Source organism: Iodobacter violaceini, from assembly GCF_011601265.1.
GTDB lineage: Bacteria > Pseudomonadota > Gammaproteobacteria > Burkholderiales > Chitinibacteraceae > Iodobacter > Iodobacter violaceini.
The window spans coordinates 443,922-465,076 of the sequence record NZ_JAAOLX010000002.1 but is presented as its reverse complement, the minus strand read 5'-3'; the positions used below and the strand labels follow the sequence as shown (position 1 = coordinate 465,076).

The window sequence follows — 21,155 nt, the reverse complement described above, 5'->3', positions numbered from 1 at the left end:
CCCACCCACTGGCAAGGCCTACTGTCAGATCAAGTCTGAACTTCTACAGGTAATTATTTTAGATTGCTCGCCGCCTATGAGAAAACCGCCATGCAGAATGAGGGTGTTATTTTTATGAGTAAAAAAATGCCGCTCACTTGGCTTGAGTGAGCGGCATGGAGCATATAGTTTATGCTGTGCTGGCCGGCATTGCCGGCCAGCGGCTTTAATTAAAACCCAAAATTCAAGCCCGTTTGCCCGCTATAAGTGCTTTCCTTGTCGTTCAGGTATTCCACCTTGCCAAACAGCGTGATGTCTTTGCTGAGTTTGTAGCTGGCGTTAAAGCCGATATTGGCGGTGATGTCTCTGTCTTTCACAAATTGAACCGGCGCGCTAACGCGCTGATCAATCGCTAGTTTGCTTTGCATATCGTCACGCTTATTGCTGAAGTGGCGTTCAATGCCCAGATCTGCGCCCAGTTTCAGGGGCTGATCTTTGGCTCCCCAAATCAAGGATGCGCCCAGCTGCCCGGTGAGCTGGGATGCGTCAGCGCTGCCCAGTTGCAGACGGTGGCTGGAGCCTTGCTCGTCAAAGGCGTCGCTCATGACCTTGCCGTGGCTGAGGCTGCTGCGTGCCAGTACGGTGAAGTCCTGATCTGCATAGGCTTTGTAGCTGGCGGCTAAGCTGGCATCGATGCCGCGTGCAGAGGTGGAGCCGGTGATTTGGCCCGTTACGCCGCTGCGATCCAGATCGTAGGAATACTTGGCGTAAGCCACGCTGGCAAGGATGTTCAGATCGCTTAAAGGCTGGTAAGCAAGATAGGCTGTGACTGCCTGACCATTTACATTGCCGGAGCCAAAGCGCGCTTCCAGTTTGCCGCTGTTTACGGTTAAGACGCTACCGAGTTTAAGCGTATCGTTCACGCTGAATTCTGCGCCCAGGTAGTAATCATTGCGGCTGATATGCGAGTTGCCTGCCGATTGGCCGCCGCTGCGCATATAGCCTGCGTAAGCTGAATTTTGCTCCTGATTACTTCTGGATTGCAGCAGGTTCAGCATGCTGCGCTTGCCCAGCAGGGCGTAATCGCTGATCGCGCCGTAATATTCTGGCGTGAGGCGCTCTGCATTGGCGGCGACCGTTGCACCATTGGCGGTCAGGAATTCTCCTGCGTTTTTACCTGTGCCGCTGCTGGTGTCAATCTGGTTGATGCCCACATCGCTTGTGGCGATATTCATCAGTGCGGCTGCTGCGGCACGCTGATTAGGGTTGCTGCCCAAATCAGCGAAAGTGCTTTGCGCTAAGTTCAGCCCTGTTGTGAGCACCTGACCGGTGGCCACATCAAATACGGCGGCGGCGTTTACGACTGCAGCACCGCTGCCGGCTGTGCCATCCAGATCAAATTTTACGGTGGCAAAGTGGCCGCTTACTTTTTTGGCCTTACCATCCAGGTCTGCCATGATCTGGTAGACCTCACCCAGGCGCGGGGCGCTGCCGCCGTAGGTTTGCACAATCAGCTCGCTTTGTTTCTCAAGCGTGATTTTGCCTGCCACACGGATCTGATCGTGGCCGCTTACTGCTGTGGTGTTTTGCAGCTCAGATTGCAAGGTAGCCGCTTCGGTGTAGTTGCCCAGCACGGTGATCATGCCTGGCGAGTTGCCCGGAGCCAGCGTGCCTTCGTTGCGTAAATCACCGTTAAAGCTTAAGAAGCCCTGCACCTTTTTGCTATTGGTAAAGCTGCCGGTACTGGTGTTCACGAGGCCGCCCCCGGTCAGTACTTCGTACTTAATGCTGTCGCTATTGTTCAGCGACAGTACGCCGCCTTTATCTACGGTGGCCGTGCCGGTGGTCACTACGGCGGTGTCGCCCACTGAAACCTGGCTGTTGTTTTGCACATTGATGCTGTCGGTTTGGGTATTGCTGCCGCCGCTGATATCCAGCTTACCGCCGCTGCTGATTAAATCGGTTTTTACCGCGTTAATCTTGCCGGTAAAGATACCGCCGTTGGTGACGATCAGCTTATGGGTGGTGGAGTTCACCGTGCCTGATCCGTTCAGGGTTTTGATCGTTTGATCGCCGCCTGCCAGGATCATTTCGCCCGTTTTATCAATTTGCACCGTGGCGTTTTTATTCAGGCGCTCTGCTGCACCTAAAGTCAGCGCGCTTTGATCATAGATATGCACGTTTTCTGCCGCGCTTGTGCCATTCAGCGTGACTTTGCCGTGGGTTTCCAGCGTGCCTTCACCCAGATTGGCATTCACCACCGAGCCATCGTTCAGCGCATAGTTGCTTGCGCTTAAGGTGCCGTTACCAATGATATTGCCGCTGTTGCTCAGGCTGGCAATCGTTTGATTTGCATCGATTTTCAGCGTGCCATCGTTGCTAAGCTTAGCCGTTGCCGATAAGCCGCCATTTTGGTCATTCAGTGTGGCGGGGCGGGCGATGTAAATATCCTGGCTGGCCAGCTTGCCGCTGAGCGTGATTGCGCCTTGCTCAATGCGGGTTGCGCCCTTATAGCTGCTTTCGCCCGTCATGCTCAGCATGCCGCTGCCTTGTTTAACCAAGCTGCCCTTGTTGCCGGATGCATCACTGATCTGACCACTGAACAGGCTGTCGGTGTTTTGCTGCAGCGTTAATTTGCCCGCGTTCAAATCCAGCCCGCCAACGCCCGTAAGCTGAGCAATGGTTTCATTGCCGCCCAGCACCAGCTTGCCTGCAATGCTGACTTTGGCGGTATCCAATAAACGATCTGCCGCGCCCAGGGTGGTGGTGCCGGAATCAATTTTGACCGATTCAGCGGCGCTAGTGCCGTTGAGCGCAACATTGCCATTGGCAATCAGGTTGCCTGAGCCAAGGTTGGCGTTGATGACAGATCCACTATTCAGCGCGTAAGTTTTAGCGGTGAGGGTAGCTTTGCCATCCAGGCTGGCGTTGATGGTGCCGGTGTTGCTCAGCGCGGCAATGGTGTCGTTCTGGTTTAAATTAACGATGCCATCGTTATTGAGCTGAGCAAGATCAGCAAGGCCGCCTTGATTATTCGTCAGCGTGCCGTTCTTTTGCACGCTGATATTCAGGCTGGCAAGCGTACCATCCAGCGTGATTCCGCCATTCTCAATCCGGGTATCGCCAATGTAATGGTTTGCGCCCGTCAGGGTGATGGTGCCCGTGCCTTGTATGACTAGGCTGCCCTTGCCGGTTTGCGCGTCATTAATCTGGCCCGCAAACAGGGTGTCTTTATTTTGCAGCAGGGTCAGTTTGCCGCCATTCAGATCAACAAGACCACTGGCCTGGCCTGCCAGCGTGCCGATGGTTTCATTGCCGCCCATGATGAGTTTGCCATCGACGCTGACATCACTCGTATTCAGCAAACGCTCTGCGGAGCCCAAAGTCAGGGTGCCACTGGCCACATTCACGGTTTGGGCCGTGCTGGTGCCGTTCAGTGCAACCTTGCCATTGGATGTCACCACGCCTGTGCCCAGATTGGCGTTAATCACCGAGCCATCGTTCAAGGCATAAGTTTTAGCCGTGAGGGTGGCTTTGCCATCGCTGCTTGCATTGATGGTGCCGGTGTTGATCAGCGCCGCAATGGTGTCATCGCTGTTTTGATTGACTACGCCGTCGTTGTTCAGCGCAGCCAGTGCAGAAAGGCCGCCTTGGTTGTTGGTAAGCGTGCCATCTTTTTGCACATCCAGGTTCAGGCTGGCCAGCGTGCCATCTAAGCTAATGCCACCCTGTGAGATGGTGGTGTTGCCCAGGTAATGATTGTTGCCGGTGAGCGCCAGCGTGCCTTTCCCTTGCTTAAGCACGCTGCCTTGTGAGCCGCTTGCATCATCAATCTGGCCAGCATAGAGCGTGTCTTTTTCTTGCTGTAAGGTTAGCTTGCCGCCATTCAGATCAACGATGGCCTTGGCTGTGGTACCAGCCAGTGTGCCTATGGTTTCATTGCCGCCCATGATCAGGGTGTCGTCAACGGTTACATCGCTGGTGTTCAGCAGGCGTTCAGCAGCGCCAAGGGTCATCGTGCCTTGCTTAATGTGCACGGTTTTGCTGACCAGGGTGCCGTTCAGCTGCACTTTACCGCCATCAACCGTGGTGTCGCCACTGAACGTGTGATCACCATTGAGGGTGATTTCGCCTGTGCCGTGTTTCAGCAGGCTGCCTTTATCGCCGTCTTTATCCTGAATCACGCCATCAAACACGGTGTTGTGGTTTTGTTCCAGGGTGAGCTTGCTGCCGGATAATTCCACTACGCCGCTGGCTGCACCGGCTAGTGTGCCGATGGTTTCATCGCCACCCATGACCAGCTTGCCGTTGACTGTAACATCGCTGCTGTCCAGTAAACGCTCTGCTGCGCCCAGTGTCATCACGCCGCTGTCTACATTTACGGTTTGGGCGGAGCTTGTGCCGTTCAGTGCGACCTGGCCATTGGAGGTTACAATCCCTGTGCCCAGATTGGCGTGAACCACAGAACCTTGGTTCAGCGCATAGGTATCCGCTGTCAGCGTGGCTTTGCCATCGGCGCTTTTGTTGATGGTGCCGGTATTGACCAGCGTTTTAATTGTGTCATCGCTGTTTTGATTGATCACGCCATCGTTGTTGAGTGCAGCCAGCGCAGACAAACCACCCTGGTTATTGCTCAGCGTGCCGTTTTTTTGCACATCCAGATTCAGGCTTGCCAGCGAGCCATCCAGCGTAATGCCGCCATTTGCAATGGTGGTGTCGCCCAGATAGTGGCTTTCGCCTTTAAGCGTCAGCGTGCCTTTGCCTTGTTTTAATACGCTGGCCTGATTGCCAAGGCTGTCGTTAATCTGGCCAGAGAACGTCGTGTCTTTCTCTTGCACCAGTGTCAGCTTGCCGCCGTTTAAATCCACCACGCCGCTGGCTGCACCCGCCAGTGTGCCAATGGTTTCATTGCCACCCATGATGAGCTGGTCGTCGACAGTTACATCGTCAGAATCAAGCAGGCGCTCGGCTGATCCCAGCGTCAGTGTGCCTTGCTTAACGTGCACAGTCTGGCTGACCAGTGTGCCGTTCAGCTGCATCTTGCCGCCATCAACGGTGGTGTCGCCGCTGAAGGTATGGTCGCCATTGAGGGTGATTTCGCCCGCGCCTTGTTTGACCAGGCTGCCTTTATCGCCTTCCTTATCCTGAATTACGCCGTCAAAGATGGTGTTGTGATTTTGAACCAGTGCCAGCTTGCCACCGGATAATTCCACCACTCCGCTGGCTGCACCGGCCAGCGTGCCGATCGTTTCATCGCCGCCCATGACCAGCTTGCCGTCCACGACAACATCGCTGCTGTTCAGTAAACGCTCGGCCTTGCCTAAAGTCATCACGCCATTTTTAACAAAAACGTCGCCGGCAGCACTTGTGCCGTTGAGCAGCACATTGCCTTGGGCGCTTAATTCGCCTGCGCCCAGATTGGCGTTAATCACCGAGCCATTGTTCAGCGCATAGGTTTCGGCAGTCAGCGTGGCTTTGCCATCGCTGCTTGCATTGATCGTGCCCGTGTTCACCAGGGTTTTGATGGTGTCGTTATGGTTTTGATTCAGCACGCCATCATTATTGAGCTTAGCCAGTGCAGATAAGCCGCCTTGGTTGTTGCTCAGCGTGCCGTCTTTTTGCACGTCCAGATCAATGCTGGCCAGTGTGCCTTCCAGCGTAATGCCGCCCTGGGCGATGGTGGTTTTGCCTAGGTAAGCGCTGTCGCCCGTCAGGGTGAGGGTGCCTGTACCTTGTTTTAATACGCTGGCTTTATCGCCCTGCGCATCATTAAGCTGGCCTGCAAAGGAGGTGTCTTTGTTTTGCTGCAGGGTCAGCTGGCTGCCGGATAATTCCAGTACGCCATCTGCCTTGCTGCCTGCCAGCGTGCCTATGGTTTCATTGCCACCCAGGACCAGCTGGCCATCCACGGTTACATCGCTGTTGTCGTCCAGACGCTCGCCGCTGCCCAGCATCATTTTGCCGCTGGCTACATTGACTTTTTCTGCGGCACTGCTGCCATTGAGTACAACGTTGCCATTGGCGGTCAGCTCACCCTTACCCAGGTTGGCATTGATGGTTGAGCCATCATTAAGCGCATAGGTTTTAGCTGTGAGTGTGTTGCCAGTACCGTTGATCGTGCCGGTGTTGGTGAGGCTGGCAACGGTGTCATCTGCATTCAGATTGAGCGTGCCGTCGTTATTCAGTCTGGCATCCTGATGCAGGCCACCCTGATTATCGGTCAGTACCGCGCCAGCAGAAATATCCACGCTCTGGCTGGCCAGGCTGCCATCCAGTGTAACCACGCCCGCTTTGATCCCGGTGTTGCCTTGATACGTGTTGTCGCCAGACAGGGTGAGATTGCCTGCACCTTGCTTGATGAGATTCCCTTTTTCGCCGCTGATCACGCCAGAAAAAGTGGTGTCGCCGCCCTGATTGAGCGTCAGGGTATTCGCGGCCAGCGCCACTTTACCTGCGCCTGCCAGCGTGCCAATGGCCTGGTCGCCGGTCTTGGTCAGATCAAACCGGGCCTCTTTTTCAACGACCACCGCGCCATCTTTATTCAGCGAGGCTTTGTCAGTCAGTTGCAGATTGCCTGCCTTGATGGTGGTGCCACCTGCGTAGGTATTGTGCGCATTCAGAATCAGCTCGCCCTTGTGGCTGGCATCGCCCACCACCAGGCTGCCGTTGGAAATCACGCCATCCATTTGTGCGTGTTTGCCGTCTGCCTGACCTGGGTTAACCAGAATGGTGGCTGTGCCACCCGCGATATTAATGGCGTTTTTAAAGGTGACATTGTCGGTGGACGTGTCCGAGCCAAAAATCAGCGCATTATTGCCGCCCACAAAGCCTTCCTGGCCCCATGTGCGTTCACTGCCGCCGTTCAGGCTGACTTCTAAATCACCGCCTGCTGCTGCAAAGCCACCCGAGCCTGTCCATTGCACGCGGTCTTTGGCTGTGCCGGTATAGCGGTCAAACTTACCGCTGGTTTCCAGTACACCGCCATCATGATTGCCGGTGAAGTTGATATTGCTGTGCTCGTGGATGCCTTCGCCGTCTTTGGCGTGTAAAGCACCGCCTTCAATTTTGGTCTGGCCGGTGTAGGTGTTTGCGCCGTTAAATACCACCAGCCCGCTTTTAACGGTGAGATCTGCACCGTTGCCGCTGGCGATGCCAGAGCCATCTAAGCCTGTCTTACTGTCGTCGGCAATGCTGCCGTTAAAGGTAATGGTTTTGCCCTTGCCTGCATCCAGAACAACGGTTGAGCCTTTCATCATAAAGAGATCTGAGCCAGCCTCTTTGCCTGCCTCGCCCTGATGATCGTCATTATTATCGCCGCTGCCGCCGCTTACATTGCCGCGATCAAATGTGGCATCGCCTTTGATGGTGAGCTTGCCGCCTGCGCGGACAAAAATTGAACCGCCAAGGCCAGAGCCGCCTGCGCCACCTTCACGGTTGCCTGCATTGCCGCCATCTCCCATGCCGCCTTTGCCCGCAGCAAAGCCGCCTTTACCACCGTCGCCACCATCACCCGGGTCGTGGGCGTGGGTGGCATCATTGCCGTCACTACCGTCACTGCCGCCATCGCCGCCTTGACCGCCACCCGCACCAAAGCCGCCTGTGCCGCCTGCACCGCCGCTGCCGCCTGCGCCACCGACTGCTCTTGAGTCGTTGTACGCATCGCCACCTTTTCCGCCTTTTCCGCCCTGGCCACCGCCCAGGAATGCGAGGCCTTTACCGCCATCTCCGCCGCTGCCTCCGGCGCCGCCAAGGCCCGCAGATCCGTGTTTTAACACTTCAACCGTGCTGGCAATCAGGTAGGCCGTATCAACCCCTGCTTTTACGCCATCGGCAATAACTTGTGCAACGTCTGCTGCAAGTACTGTACCCAGCCCTGGCGCTAAACCCGCAGTGACGAGGCCAGCGGTAGCGGCAGAAACAGCTGCAGTATGTCCGCCTACAGCCGCTGCATTTCTTACGGCTACAGCAATGTTATAGACTTGATCGGCAACCGCTTTGACGGTGTCAGCGCTGACTGCAGAGCCGTCGGAGCCAGATCCGCCCGAGCCACCTGTGCCGCCTTCGCTGCCATCGTCACCGTTGTAGCCATTGAGTCCATTGCCGCCGTTGAAATAGGCTGAGCCCGATTTCGCATCGTCACCGTTGACGCCACTTGTGTTGGCCTGGTTTTTGGTGAGGCCATTTAAGCTGCCCCCAACCGTGCCTTTCCCACCATCTCCGCCCACGGCCGAATTGCCTGAGAAATTCACATTATCCAGCACGACTTCTGCGCCGCTGTTAATGAAAATAGCGCCGCCCAAACCCGCACCGCCACCGCTGCCGTCGCCACCCTTGGTGGTGAAGTTTTTGACGGTGGCGTTTGAGATATTTAATTTGCCCGATTCAACAAAAAAACCGCCGCCTTCATTGCCATTAATTTCATTATTGCTGTCCACAGCAGCGGTGTGCTCAGTGGTGACGACCATCTTCGGTGCGGCGGCTGCGCTGCCGAAAATCATCATGCCGGTGACGGCGCAAATGGCAACAGAGATAAATTTACCCTGGGATTTGGTTAAGCGATGCGATAGTTCGATGCGTTTCATGGTGGTCTTTGTAAGAAGTTTCAAAAAAGAATCAAGCAAATACGCCGCGTACTTACAAAACATTTGTAAGCTTGTTTTAAAAATGAAATATTTGAGCCAAAGCAAGATGGCAGGGCGGTTTAGCTGCTAAGTGCTTGAGTCTGAATGAGCTTTGCTATGGGGGCTTTTGGCATAGCGGACAAATGCTTTGCCGGATGGAATAAATTTTGCTTAAAAAAGGGGTGGTTCGATTAAGTGGAAAATATATCTGTAAGCTTTTGTCAAAAAAAATTTTTATGCTTACGTTGTATAGATGTTTATGATTGCGTTTTTGCCAATACCCACTGTTACTTATGCTGCCTGATCGTCCCGCTGTGTTTGGTCCTCTGTCAGATAAACCCCATATTCTGATTGTTGATGATTCGGTGGATGAATTGCGTTTTCTGCTTGATGCCTTACGCAGCCGGAATTACCGGCTTAGTGTGGCGTTTGACGGGCAGCAGGGCTATCAGCGTGCACAGGCCAGCCCCCCTGATCTGATTCTGATGGATGTTAATATGCCAAGGGTGGATGGCTATGCCAGCTGCCGCTTGCTGAAGGCCAATCCGCAATTAATGCATATTCCTGTGCTGTTTTTATCTGCTTCCAACACGGTGAATGACCGCTTGCTGGGCTTTAGCAGCGGGGCGGTTGATTTCATTTGCAAGCCTTTTGCTGCAGAAGAAGTGATTGCGCGGGTAGGGGTGCATTTAGAATTGGCCCTGCGTCGCAGCAATGCGGCAGAGCCCGTGCCTGAATTGAAAACACCGGAGCAGGATGAAGTCCTGCTGGCTGCAGCTGTGCAAATCATTGGTGAGCAGCTCTACCGGCCATTAACGCTGGCCGATATCGCCAGCCAGATTGGCACTTATGAGAAAAAGCTCAGCAAAATATTTAAAACGCATATGGGCATGACCGTTTTTACATATATCCGGGAGCAAAAACTGCAAAATGCCCGGCAGCTGCTGGCTAAAACCCAGATGAGTGTGATTGATATTGCCGAGCAGCTTGGGTTTCAAAGCGCATGCAATTTTACAACGGCATTTAAAGAGCATTTCTCGCAAACGCCATCTGCATTCAGGCAAACAGTAAAACTGGCCGGGGCGCATGCGTGAGATTTTTGTTTTACTTCTTGTTTTCGGTTTTTGCATATGCCGGCCAGGATATTAAGCCCACAGCGGCTTATTTTCCTTTGCAATATCAGCTGATTGAAGATGACGGTTTACGCACACCGGCGCAAATAGATGCGCTGCTGCCTGAGGCTCCTGTTTTGAACGGGCCTCAGCAATTGGGGTATTCCAATTCTGTATTCTGGCTGAAGCTGAAATTAAATAATGCATCTGATCAGCCGTTAATACGCTGGCTGGATATAGGCGCGCCGCGCTGGCAATCAGTGACGTTGTATCAGCATGCAGAGGGGCAATGGCGATATATTGCAGATGCAGGTTTGGATACGCCTTTATCCTTGCATCCGGTTAAGGCAAGACAAGCTGTATTTGTGGTGCCTTTAGCGGCAAAGCAAAGTGCAACGTATTTAATCCGGCTGCAAAGTAAAACGTCGATGCGTTTTTTGCCCGGCTTATGGGATCCGCTGGCTTATAAAGACAAAGAAATAGTGAGCAGCCTTTGGGCAGGCGGGCTGCTTGGCGCATTGATGATTGTTGCGCTTTGTTGTTTTTGTTTATTTGTTTTTATGCGCGATACGGCTTTTCTTTTTCATGGACTGGCCGTTTTATTCTTTGTATTAAATGAAACCTGCATGCGGGGCTATGGCGCTTTATATCTGTGGCCGGAAAGTACCATCTGGTCGGTTCATTCTTTGTCTTTTTTCGGGCAAGTCTGTACTTTGTTTTTTTTATTGTTTGTGCGGAATTTTCTGAATCTGCCCGCTTTATTGCCATGGGGAGATACCGTTCTTAAGCTGATGCTGGTCTGGAATTCACTGGCGATGATTGTGGCACAATGCCTTGATTATCAGCGGGGTACCCAACTGGGACTGGCGCTTATTCTGATTACCGTGCCTGTTATTTTGCCAATGTGCATTCAGTTAATCCGCAAAGGTGGTTTGGCCATCCGCTATTTTGCCGGTGGTGTGCTGGTTTTAATGACGGGTAATATCTTCAGGGCTTTGGATTTGTTTGGTATTTTAGCCAGCGATCAAGTGCTGGGCGAGCATTATATGCTGATGGTGATAGTCTTTTCTATGCTTTCATTTTTAATGGCGATTATTGACCGTGTAATGCTGGCCCGGCAGGAAAAAGAGAGTGTTCAGAAAACATTAATTCATACCTTGAATATGCAGCAATCAATTCTTGAAAAAACGGTGGCAGGCAGAACCGCAGAATTAACGATTGCTGCTGATGAGGCTCAGGCGGCCAATCGTTTAAAAACTAAATTATTGGCCTATATCAGTCATGATTTAAGAGCACCACTTTCTGCCATGATTGCATCAGCAAAACTAATGCGTAAAGATGAATCCTGTTCTGTATTTGCCGTGCAGATTGAGCGAGCAGCCAAACAGCAGTTGGAATTAATTGATGAATTGCTGCGGTTTTCCCATGGCGAAATGGCAGATGAGAATTTGCAATTAAGCGTTGCCTCCCTGGAAGAATTTATTGCTGATATTTGTGATCAGGCAACGCTGCTGGCGGGGCAATATCAGAATCGGTTTCTTATTGTGCAAAGGGGTGATGCGCCTCCCGCTGCTTTGACAGACTGGAGGCGCTTGCGGCAGGTATTGCAAAATTTACTTTCCAACTCTGCAAAATTTACCCGCTATGGTGTGATTTCACTGAGCACAGAATGGCGGTGGCTGGACAGCCAGTCCGGGGTGTTAAAAATTGTGGTGGATGATACGGGGCTTGGTATTAATCAGGCCGATCAGGCAAGGATATTCTTACCATTTGAGCGGATTAATTCTGCTCAAGCGCAGGAAGGGCACGGCCTGGGCCTTGCCATTGCCTCGCAAATGGTTAAAAGCATGGGCGGCGAGCTAAAAGTAGAAAGTGCTCTGGAGCGGGGTTGCCGGTTTTATTTTAGTGTGCGCATGCAATCTGCAGGTGCATTGCCTGTACAGCAAAAGCCTGAACTGAGTGGCCTGCTGCCATTGGCCGTGGTGCAGCAACTGCGTGAATGGATTGCCAGCGGCGAAGTGACGGCTCTGGAAGAATGGGCCGATACAGCAGGACAATCGGCAGAGCATGCCCGGCTGGCCTCGCAAATCAAAGAGGCTGTTTATCTTTTGGATTTTACAAAACTTCAGGAATTAGCGGATGGGCTGGCGGTGGAGCCCACCGCTTAGCCCGCAGCTTTCGGCTTAAGCCCGCTTTTGTGCAATCCATTTTTGTACGCTGGGTCTTTGCCATTGTGCATTGGCATAGTTCAGCAACTTTTCTGGCACAGGATCGCCATTTTTAATCAGGCGCATCAGCATCAGTGCCAGATCGGTATCGGCAATGCACCATTGGCCAAATAAATGGGTCTGACCATCCTCAATCAGCAGGCTGGCTGCGGCAATCAGCTTATCTGCGGCGGCCTGGCCTTTGGCGCTGAGGGCCTGATCAACAGGCGCAAAAAACACCACATTGGTTGAACGTTCGATCCGCAAATCCAGCAGATCGCTGCGCAGCCATGCCTGAGTTTGTCGTGCTTTGGCACGCTGCTGTAAGTTAGCCGGATAAAGTGCCGCGTACTCAGGCGCAGGGAATAGCTCCTCCAGGTATTCGGTAATGGCAGACGATTCAGAGAGCGAGAAATCACCATGCACCAGCGCAGGCACACGGCTGGTGAGGGACTGCTGGCGATATGTATTTTTCTGCTGTTCCCCTGCATCCAGATCCAGCGTTTTTACTTCAAAAGGCAGGTCTTTTTCAAGCAGCGCAACAAACACTGACATCGCATAGGGGCTGGTGAAGAGCGAATCAGCATACAGCGTAAAGGGCGTGATCTTCATTCTGGCTTACCTTTTTTGGGTTGGTGGCTTAAGCAGGTTTACACCGGGCCATGATATATACATCAACAAACTGACCATTTCTGAATGCATAGTTTTTACACTGGCCTTCTTTGATAAAGCCGTGCTTTTCATAAAGGGCGAGGGCGGCGAGGTTGTCAGTGTACACAGAAAGCTCGATGCGGCTGATAGCCTGCCATTGCTCGGCGATTTCTATCGCTGCCCGCATTAAAGCGTCGGCCACGCCTTGCCTGCGCGCACTGGTTTTTACCGCCATGCCAATATGGGCCACATGCTTGCGGCGTGGGTTTTGTTCGATATGCAGGCCCAGCTGACCAAGCACTTCTTCACCTGAAACGGCGACCAGGCTGATTGCGCCTGCGTGGCTCTGCCCCAGCCGGGCTTCCCACAGCTCTGCTGACGGGTACGGACCTTGCAGCGTGGCTGAGTAATTGCCGGGTTCGGCGTAGAGCTGGCGAATCTGCTCAATGTCTTTTTTTTCACTATGCCGGATGATGTGCATGGCTGTCTCTTTAATATCTGCTTGTATGTAAGCTGAGTGTATCAAAGTGCTCTGTTTGTGGTCAGGTATTTATGGAGGCAAACCCTTTTTTTGGTTTTTTCCAAGGGGCGGTTACTTCTTATTGGTGGCAATTAATGGTATTAGTTCTCGTTCAAAGTGTTTGGAGATGGGTGGCATAATAGAAACAGCAGGGTATAAAAGCATGACGCAATGCCTCTGTGCTGAGCTGCTGACACACATTTCTTATTGATTCTGAGAGGGCTTTTTTTTGATTGAGTTGAAACTGAATAATCTGACCGGTGTTTGGGCTGGCATTTTGCTGCTGTTTTTTAACATTCATGCGTTTGCTGCGGGCAATAAGGTGGCGCTTGCATCTGCCCAGGCAGAACGCGTTCTGGCGAAGCCTTTGTTTCATGCTGCCAGCGCAGCGCACAGTGCGCCGCTGGTGATTGACCGGCGTTTATTCAGGCAATTAAGTGTTGCCCCTGATGCGAATGTTTTGCCGGATGCAAAAGCAAAGCGTGCTGAGAAAAAGCGGGCTTTTAAAGAATCAGCCATGGCCAGTGCATTAAGGCAATATAAAAAAGAAGATAATCAGCGGCGCAAGGAGCACGCAATTGAGGCCTCGCGTAAGCAGGCTTCGGTTGCAATTGCACTGAAGGAGAGGGGCTGCGATCAGCCAACAGTGAATCAGAGCGCATGCATTGCTGCGGTAAATCAGCTTTCAGCGCTGGGCGCACTGATGTTGCCAACCAGCTCCGCAGGGGTAATGGGTGGGTTTGATTCAGAAGTGCAGCCTGCCATGGGCGTCTATTGTGACGATGAAGGAAACTGCGATACTTACACTTACTGATGAGCGTTAAAGGCGCTGAGTATGCCAGACGGGGAACAAGTGATTGGCCCCTGTGTCTGGCATTATCTTTGTTTGGCGGGCAGAGACTATTTAATCATGATTAAAAAATAGCTGACAGGCAAAACCAGCAGGCCCATGCCGGATAAAAGCATTTTTCCCGGCCATGCTGCAATTTGCCAGCGGCGCAGGCAATAAACGGCCGCCAGCGGAAAAACAGCCAGCATGCCTGCAGCCCACAGCCAGTTTTTATGCCCCAATGCGGTCATTAAAGACACCATCAGGCCCACAAAACACAGTGCCACGCCAATAGAAAACACAATCACAAGCAGGCCAATCAGCCAGGGTGAAGTAAGAAGAAGCACGGTTTTGTTCCTGAGTTTAATCGTGATGCGGGCAGGCATAAAAGATGTGCCTGCCCTGCATTTTTCAGATGGCGTAGCTGTCCGGACGGGCAGGCGTGCCTTCCGACTGGGTCAGAATTTCATAACCGGTTTCGGTGACTAAAATGGTGTGTTCCCATTGCGCGGACAGGCTGCGGTCTTTGGTTACAATGGTCCAGCCATCGCTCATGCCTTTGATGTCGCGCTTACCCGCATTAATCATGGGCTCAATGGTAAAGATCATCCCTGCCTTCATTTCCGGGCCGGTGCCTGCTTTGCCATAGTGTAAAACTTGCGGATCTTCGTGAAATTTTGTGCCAATGCCGTGGCCGCAGAATTCACGAACCACAGAGTAACCTGCGCCTTCGGCGTATTTCTGGATGGCCGCACCAATATCGCCAAAGCGTGCGCCCGGCTTAACCTGATCAATCCCGATCCACATGGCGTTATAAGTGACTTTAGCAAGGCGGCGTGCAGGAGCAGAAACATCGCCCACCAGATACATACGGCTGTTATCGCCGTGGTAGCCATCTTTGATTACGGTGATATCCAGATTCACGCAATCGCCGTTTTTGAGTGGCTTATCAGCAGGAATACCGTGGCAAACTACCTGATTAACCGAAGTGCAGATCGCTTTAGGATAAGGTGTGTAGCCAGGCGGGCAGTAGTTGAGCGGTGCAGGAATGGTGCCCTGCACATCGCGCATATATTCGTGGCAAAGCCGGTCGATTTCAGCTGTGGTGACGCCAACTTTTACAAATGGGGTAATGTAATCCAGTACTTCGCTGGCTAATTTGCCAGCAACGCGCATCTTGGCGATGTCGTCGGCGTTTTTAATAACAATGCTCATGATGTAGGCCTCAAAATAGCGAAGAGAGTGCTGGCAGTGCCGGCCTCTCTTCGGGGTGCTCTTTAATGATAGTAATTCTTGTGCCTTAGCGCTTATTGGCTTCTGGCAGCACAATGTTTACTTCTAATACTTCAAAGTCATCTTTGCGATCAAGCTGCACAATGATGTCTTCCGGATTGATTGCCACGTATTTAGAGATGACGGCAATCAGCTCTTTTTGCAATTGGGGCAGGTAATCCGGGGTATTTCTACCGTTTCTTTCATGCGCCAGAATGATTTGCAGGCGCTCGCGGGCAACCGACGCCGTTTTTTTCTTTTCACCAAAGAAATAGCTAAGAATAGACATGCATTAACCCCCGAATAGCCGTTTCCAGAACGGTGCCTTGGGTGTTTCGATAAAACGCAATGGACGCTCTTCACCCAGGAAACGGGCGACCACATCTTTGTAAGCCTCAGAAACATCGCTGCCTGTCAGGTGAATGGCCGGGCTGCCCGAGTTAGACGCTTGCAAGACGCTTTCGGATTCTGGAATTACACCAATTAATTTAATACGAAGCAGATGTTGTACATCATCCAGCGATAACATTTCGCCGGAATCAACGCGCTTCGGACTATAGCGGGTAATCAGCAGGTGTGTTTTTACGGTGCCACCGTCTTCGGCTCGTTTGGATTTAGCATCCAAAATGCCAATGATACGGTCGGAGTCGCGTACGGAAGAGACTTCCGGGTTGGTGACTACAATGGCTTCTTCGGCAAAATACAGCGCCATAAATGCGCCGGTTTCGATGCCGGCAGGGCTGTCGCAAATAATATAATCAAAGCCTGATTGCTCAAGTTCTTTCAGAACTTTCTCTACGCCTTCTTTGGATAGTTCGTCTTTATCGCGGGTTTGCGATGCAGGCAGGATGTAAAGGTTGTCACAATTTTTGTCTTTAATCAGCGCCTGATTCAGCGTGGCTTCACCTTTAATGACGTTTACAAAATCGTAAACAACACGGCGTTCGCAGCCCATGATTAAATCGAGATTGCGCAGGCCCACATCAAAATCAATGACGGCGGTTTTAAATCCGCGTAAAGCCAGGCCGGAAGCGAAGCTCGCGCTGGTAGTGGTTTTGCCCACGCCCCCCTTGCCGGATGTGATAACGATGATTTTTGCCACTGTAAATCCCCTGAATTTTTTATTTAATTAGTTTCGCTTAAAGCTTCGATCACGATTTTTTCCTGATCGAGATAAATTTGTGCCGGTTTGGTTCTGATCGAATCAGGCAGGTCTTCTTGCAATGAGCGGTAAATGCCGGCAATCGAAACCAGCTCTGCTTCCATGCAGGTGGTGAAAATTCTGGCCTGATTATCGCCTTTTGCACCCGCCAGTGCACGGCCGCGCAGAGGTGCATAGACGTGAATGTTGCCATCTGCAATGACCTCGGCCCCTGCGGACACCAGTGCCAGCACAATTAAATCACCACCCTTGGCATAAACCTGCTGCCCGGTTCGTACCGGGCGGGTAATAACAAGTGCCGGTGGAGGTGGCGTCGCTTTATTGGCTGCGGGCAGGGGAGCAGAGAGCGAATCGTCTTGTAAAACAACCAATCCTGCGGCCGATGCGGCTAGCTTTTGATCACTGTTGCCACCATGCACGGCAACAGGCAGCAGGCTGAATTGCTGCAGAAGCCGTACCAGTGTGCCTATTTCAAGTGCGGAAGGCAGCTCGGGCAGGCTGGTGAAATCAATAATCAGTTGTTCGCCCGCTAAGAAATGCTCGCGTCCGCCCAGTTTTTCAAACAAAGCGGCTTCTAATTTTGCGGGGTCAAGTGTGGCCGGGACGAAAGACAGTAGTTTAATGCTGCTGCTTTTAAATTCAAAAATGCTGTCTAAGTCAGTAGCAGGATTTGTCATGCGCGTAAGCCAGGTAAGCGTTTGATCGGTGAAGTGTGAGAGTTTACCGTGTAGCGCTACGTCAAGGAAGCTGTGTTATGGCGTAAGCGCAAATGAATGATATACGGGGCCGGGGCTGATGCTTCATATCCACAGTTTGCGAAATTTTATGCAGCGGGCAAGTCCTCATACGCGCTAACCAAGTTATTTTTTATTAACAAACAGAAAAAAATGCAATAACCACGCTCTCAGCATAGGGCTTTTCTCTTCCCTGAAAACACGCCGAACGAGGAACAAGCGGGGCGGGGGTGTCGTCAATTCGTGTTTGAGCGAAGCGAGTTGACACAACGCCGCTGTCCGCAGCGAGGGGATTTCGTGCTTTGAGGTTGTGGCTTGGCTTCGTTTCTTGGTCGCGCAAGAAAGGAAGGTCCAGCGGGACGCCCGAACCTAAATCAACGTGCCGAAGGCACTAATAAAAAAGGTCTTTTGACTTTGGTTAGCGCACATGGGGCAAGGCCCGCTGCCGCCTCTTTTAATACGTGCGTCTTACAAGGCCCGTTCTGTGCATAATGGTGGTGGCCAGCTCTTCAATCGACATTCTGGTGGTATTGAGATAGGGTACGCCCACATGGCGCATCAGCGCTTCGGCTTCGGCAATTTCAAACCGGCAGTTTTCAACTGATGAATATTTGCTGGCGGGTTTTCGTTCTTCGCGGATTTCGCCAAGGCGCTCAGGCTCAATGGTTAAGCCAAAAAGTTTATTTCTGTAGGGGAGCAGTAATTTTGGCATGGTATGGTTGCCAAAATCTTCCGGGGTGAGCGGGTAGTTGGCGGCTTTAATCCCAAATTGCAGTGCAAGATAGAGGCAGGTTGGTGTTTTTCCTGATCTGGAAACGCCAACCAGAATTAAATCAGCCTCGGATAAATCTCTGGGCATCACGCCATCGTCGTGGTTGAGCGTGAAATTAACGGCGTCGATTCGGTTCTTGTATTCTTCAAAATTAACAATCGCATGCGATTTACCGACGGTATGCGATGAATCCTGGCCAAGCTCGGCCTCTAAGGGGCCGATAAACATTTCGAAGAAATCGATCACCAGTGCTTCAGGAACATGGGTCAGCTTGCGGATTACTGGATCAACTACCGTGCTGAAAACCAGCGGTCTGCAGCCATCAATCACCGAATGCTTGCGGATTTCCAGTGCGACTTCCATGGCTTTGGCCGGGGTGTCCACATAGGGAAGGGTGACGCGATGGAAAGTTACATCTTCAAATTGCGTAAGCAGCGAGTGGCCGAGCATTTCGGCAGTAATACCAGTTCGGTCGGAGACAAAGAAAGCCGTTCGACGCATCGTAAATCTCCAAATATTTAAGCATAAATAGCTTACCGTTTGGCTTTCGGCAGGCTGTCCATAAAAGCATGTTTTGTGATGAAAAAGCTTAATTTTGCGATGTTTCGCGCACTTTTTATCCCGATAGTAAGCTTTTCGTCTAAAAATGCAAGAAAACTGTCGTAAGGCAAGTGTTTTGCACAGGCAGGGAATAATTCCGCCCGTCTGCAAGTAATGGATTTTCCTGTAATGGTTTATCCTGAGTTTTCTCCGGGCGCTCTCAGCCTAAAATGCACACAGTTTATCGCAACGCAACATTTCAATAAGGCCCGCACCATGTCCGAACGCTATGTGATCGATTTCGCTCATCTGCGCATGCACGATGTAGAACAAGTAGGCGGCAAAAACGCCTCGCTCGGTGAGATGATCTCTCAGCTTACAGAAAAAGGCGTTCGAGTACCCGGTGGTTTTGCGACCACCGCTGCAGCATACCGGCAATTTCTGGCCCACCAGGGTCTTGCGGATCGTATCGATGCGATCATGAATACCCTGGATGTGGATGATGTCCGTGCGCTTGCCTCTGTAGGTAAGCAAATCCGTACATGGATTCTGGAAACCCCTTTCCCGGAACAACTAGAAGCCGAGATTCGTGAGCATTATAAACTGCTTGGCGACGATGTAACTGTTGCGGTGCGATCTTCTGCTACCGCTGAAGATTTGCCTGATGCGTCATTTGCCGGTCAGCAGGAAACTTTCTTAAATATCCGTGGCTTTGAAAATGTCTTAGTGGCGATGAAAGAAGTGTTTGCGTCGCTGTATAACGACCGTGCTATTTCCTACCGCGTACACAAAGGCTTTGATCATAAACTGGTCGCCTTGTCTGCGGGTATTCAGCGCATGGTTCGCTCGGATGTGGGCGCAGCCGGTGTGTTGTTCACTATTGATACAGAAACCGGTTTCGATCAGGTAGTGTTTGTAACGGCCTCTTATGGTCTTGGCGAAACCGTAGTGCAGGGTGCGGTTAATCCTGATGAGTTTTACGTGCATAAGCCAACGCTGCGCGCTGGCCGCCCGGCGATTGTGCGCCGCCATCTGGGCGGTAAAGCCATTAAGATGGAATTCGATCTTGAAGCGGTTGCAGGTAAATCAGTTAAAACCGTTGATGTTGACCCGGCCGAGCGTCGTAAGTTTTCGATCAGCGATGCAGAAGTAGAAGAATTGGCAGGCTACGCCCTGACCATTGAAGAACACTATGGCCGTGCCATGGATGTGGAATGGGGCCGCGATGGGATTGATGGCAAGCTCTACATTCTGCAAGCACGCCCGGAAACTGTGAAATCACAAGAAAGCAATGCCGAAAAGCTGACTAAATTCCGCATGCTGGAAAGCGGCAAGGTGCTGGCTGAAGGGCGCTCCGTAGGGCAAAAAATTGGCCAGGGCCGTGTGCGCGTGATCCGTGATGTGTCTGAAATGGATCGGGTTGAAGCGGGCGATGTGCTGGTTTCTGATATGACCGATCCCGATTGGGAGCCGGTAATGAAACGTGCTTCGGCCATTGTAACCAACCGTGGTGGCCGTACTTGTCATGCTGCAATTATTGCCCGTGAGTTGGGTATTCCGGCGGTGGTAGGTTGCGGTGATGCAACCCGTGTCTTAAAAGAAGGCGATCTGGTGACCGTATCATGTGCCGAAGGTGATACCGGCAATGTTTACGAGGGTATTCTGAAGTTTGAGCGCATGGATACGTCGCTCAGCCATATGCCTGTTTCACCCGTCAAAATTATGATGAATGTGGGTAACCCGGAGCTGGCGTTTGAATTTTGCCAGTTGCCTAACGAAGGCGTTGGCCTTGCGCGCCTGGAATTTATCATCAACCGTATGATCGGCGTGCATCCGAAAGCATTGCTGGCTTATCCGCACTTGCAGCCGGAGCTGAAAGCGCAGGTTGAAGAACGTATTGCGGGTTATCGCACGGCGGTTGATTTCTATGTTGATAAGCTTGCTGAAGGGATTTCCACCCTTGCTGCTGCTTACTCACCGAAGAAAGTTATTGTGCGTTTATCTGACTTTAAGTCCAACGAATACGCTAATTTGATTGGTGGCACCGAATACGAGCCGCACGAAGAAAACCCGATGATTGGTTTTCGCGGTGCAGCACGTTATGTCGACAAAAGCTTCCGTGATTGCTTCGAGCTGGAATGCCGCGCAGTGAAAAAAGTGCGCGATGTGATGGGGCTGACCAATGTGGAAGTCATGATTCCCTTTGTCCGCACCCTGAAAGAAGCCGAATGCGTGATCGAATTGCTGGAGCGTAATGGTCTGAAGCGTGGCGAAAACGGCTTGCGTGTGATCATGATGTGCGAGATTCCTGCTAATGCGGTGCTGGCAGATAAATTCCTCAACTTCTTTGATGGCTTCTCGATTGGCTCTAACGATATGACTCAGCTGACGCTGGGGATTGACCGCGATTCAGGCGGCCCGGTTTCTACCTCGTTTGATGAGCGCGATGATGCGGTGAAAGCCATGCTGTCGATGGCGATTAAAGCCTGCCGCAAAGCCAATAAATACGTGGGGATTTGTGGCCAGGGCCCGTCTGATCATGCCGATTTTGCACAGTGGCTGGTAGAAGAAGGGATTGAAACCATCTCTCTGAACCCGGATACCGTGGTAGAAACCTGGTTGTATTTAGCGGGCCTTGCAGCAAAGTAAGTCTCTGATTTAATAAACTTAGCGTTTCTTTTAAAAAGAAACCAAGTGCAAGGTTGTGATTTTGCTCAGCAATTAATGGGCCTTGGTATTGAATTAAATAGCAGCGG

General features: G+C 51.8%; 13 protein-coding genes. 4 read left to right on the top strand and 9 right to left on the bottom strand.

Going from position 1 to position 21,155, the window contains the following annotated elements:
• Nucleotides 1-209: 209 nt before the first annotated feature.
• Nucleotides 210-8,561 (bottom strand): autotransporter-associated beta strand repeat-containing protein, encoded by an 8,352-nt coding sequence (locus HA050_RS05730; protein WP_166823208.1) that lies wholly within the window; start codon nucleotides 8,559-8,561, stop codon nucleotides 210-212.
• Between the two features lie 332 nt (nucleotides 8,562-8,893).
• Between HA050_RS05730 and HA050_RS05725 the strand changes: the two genes are divergently transcribed.
• Entirely contained in the window at nucleotides 8,894-9,694 is an 801-nt protein-coding gene (locus tag HA050_RS05725; protein WP_166823206.1) for a response regulator transcription factor, read from the top strand.
• Nucleotides 9,691-11,880: a sensor histidine kinase gene (locus HA050_RS05720; RefSeq protein WP_166823203.1), complete on the top strand. Its 2,190-nt coding sequence runs from the start codon at nucleotides 9,691-9,693 to the stop codon at nucleotides 11,878-11,880. The genes HA050_RS05725 and HA050_RS05720 overlap by 4 nt, the downstream gene beginning before the upstream one ends.
• 15 nt (nucleotides 11,881-11,895) lie before the next feature.
• On the opposite strand, the gene yfcF is transcribed toward HA050_RS05720, so the two are convergent.
• Nucleotides 11,896-12,531, bottom strand: a complete 636-nt coding sequence (yfcF, locus tag HA050_RS05715) for a glutathione transferase (protein WP_166823201.1) — start codon at nucleotides 12,529-12,531, stop codon at nucleotides 11,896-11,898.
• Nucleotides 12,532-12,559: 28 nt separating this feature from the next.
• Nucleotides 12,560-13,051 (bottom strand): GNAT family N-acetyltransferase, encoded by a 492-nt coding sequence (locus HA050_RS05710; protein WP_166823199.1) that lies wholly within the window; start codon nucleotides 13,049-13,051, stop codon nucleotides 12,560-12,562.
• A 268-nt stretch (nucleotides 13,052-13,319) separates the two neighbouring features.
• On the opposite strand from HA050_RS05710, the gene HA050_RS05705 reads away from it, so the two are divergent.
• Nucleotides 13,320-13,904 (top strand): hypothetical protein, encoded by a 585-nt coding sequence (locus tag HA050_RS05705; RefSeq protein WP_166823197.1) that lies wholly within the window; start codon nucleotides 13,320-13,322, stop codon nucleotides 13,902-13,904.
• Nucleotides 13,905-13,990: 86 nt separating this feature from the next.
• Here the strand turns inward: HA050_RS05705 and HA050_RS05700 are convergent, their stop codons facing one another.
• The 6 genes from HA050_RS05700 to ppsR all read right to left on the bottom strand — a co-directional run bounded on the left by HA050_RS05700 (nucleotide 13,991) and on the right by ppsR (nucleotide 18,360).
• Nucleotides 13,991-14,266, bottom strand: a complete 276-nt coding sequence (locus tag HA050_RS05700) for a hypothetical protein (RefSeq protein WP_099399766.1) — start codon at nucleotides 14,264-14,266, stop codon at nucleotides 13,991-13,993.
• A gap of 64 nt (nucleotides 14,267-14,330) precedes the next feature.
• Nucleotides 14,331-15,248, bottom strand: coding sequence for a type I methionyl aminopeptidase (map, locus tag HA050_RS05695; RefSeq protein ID WP_277344365.1), 918 nt, complete (start codon nucleotides 15,246-15,248; stop codon nucleotides 14,331-14,333).
• Nucleotides 15,220-15,480: a cell division topological specificity factor MinE gene (gene minE / locus HA050_RS05690; protein ID WP_099399765.1), complete on the bottom strand. Its 261-nt coding sequence runs from the start codon at nucleotides 15,478-15,480 to the stop codon at nucleotides 15,220-15,222. The genes map and minE overlap by 29 nt, the downstream gene beginning before the upstream one ends.
• Before the next feature lie 3 nt (nucleotides 15,481-15,483).
• The gene (gene minD / locus HA050_RS05685) at nucleotides 15,484-16,293 is read right to left on the bottom strand and encodes a septum site-determining protein MinD (RefSeq protein ID WP_166823192.1); all 810 of its coding nucleotides are present in this window, start codon (nucleotides 16,291-16,293) and stop codon (nucleotides 15,484-15,486) included.
• 23 nt (nucleotides 16,294-16,316) lie between these two features.
• Complete coding sequence (gene minC, locus HA050_RS05680) at nucleotides 16,317-17,030, bottom strand: septum site-determining protein MinC (protein WP_166823190.1); 714 nt, start codon at nucleotides 17,028-17,030, stop codon at nucleotides 16,317-16,319.
• Between the two features lie 511 nt (nucleotides 17,031-17,541).
• Nucleotides 17,542-18,360, bottom strand: a complete 819-nt coding sequence (gene ppsR / locus HA050_RS05675) for a posphoenolpyruvate synthetase regulatory kinase/phosphorylase PpsR (RefSeq protein ID WP_099399773.1) — start codon at nucleotides 18,358-18,360, stop codon at nucleotides 17,542-17,544.
• Between the two features lie 315 nt (nucleotides 18,361-18,675).
• On the opposite strand from ppsR, the gene ppsA reads away from it, so the two are divergent.
• Nucleotides 18,676-21,048 (top strand): phosphoenolpyruvate synthase, encoded by a 2,373-nt coding sequence (ppsA, locus tag HA050_RS05670; RefSeq protein ID WP_166823187.1) that lies wholly within the window; start codon nucleotides 18,676-18,678, stop codon nucleotides 21,046-21,048.
• Nucleotides 21,049-21,155 lie beyond the last annotated feature (107 nt).

Excerpts from the sequence above, each read along its gene's own strand:
- HA050_RS05710 (WP_166823199.1), bottom strand. The coding sequence starts at position 13,051 with ATGCACATCATCCGGCATAGTGAAAAAAAAGACATTGAGCAGATTCGC.
- ppsR (WP_099399773.1), bottom strand. The coding sequence starts at position 18,360 with ATGCGTCGAACGGCTTTCTTTGTCTCCGACCGAACTGGTATTACTGCC.
- ppsA (WP_166823187.1), top strand. The coding sequence starts at position 18,676 with ATGTCCGAACGCTATGTGATCGATTTCGCTCATCTGCGCATGCACGAT.
- minC (WP_166823190.1), bottom strand. The coding sequence starts at position 17,030 with ATGACAAATCCTGCTACTGACTTAGACAGCATTTTTGAATTTAAAAGC.
- HA050_RS05725 (WP_166823206.1), top strand. The coding sequence starts at position 8,894 with ATGCTGCCTGATCGTCCCGCTGTGTTTGGTCCTCTGTCAGATAAACCC.
- HA050_RS05730 (WP_166823208.1), bottom strand. The coding sequence starts at position 8,561 with ATGAAACGCATCGAACTATCGCATCGCTTAACCAAATCCCAGGGTAAA.
- yfcF (WP_166823201.1), bottom strand. The coding sequence starts at position 12,531 with ATGAAGATCACGCCCTTTACGCTGTATGCTGATTCGCTCTTCACCAGC.
- minE (WP_099399765.1), bottom strand. The coding sequence starts at position 15,480 with ATGTCTATTCTTAGCTATTTCTTTGGTGAAAAGAAAAAAACGGCGTCG.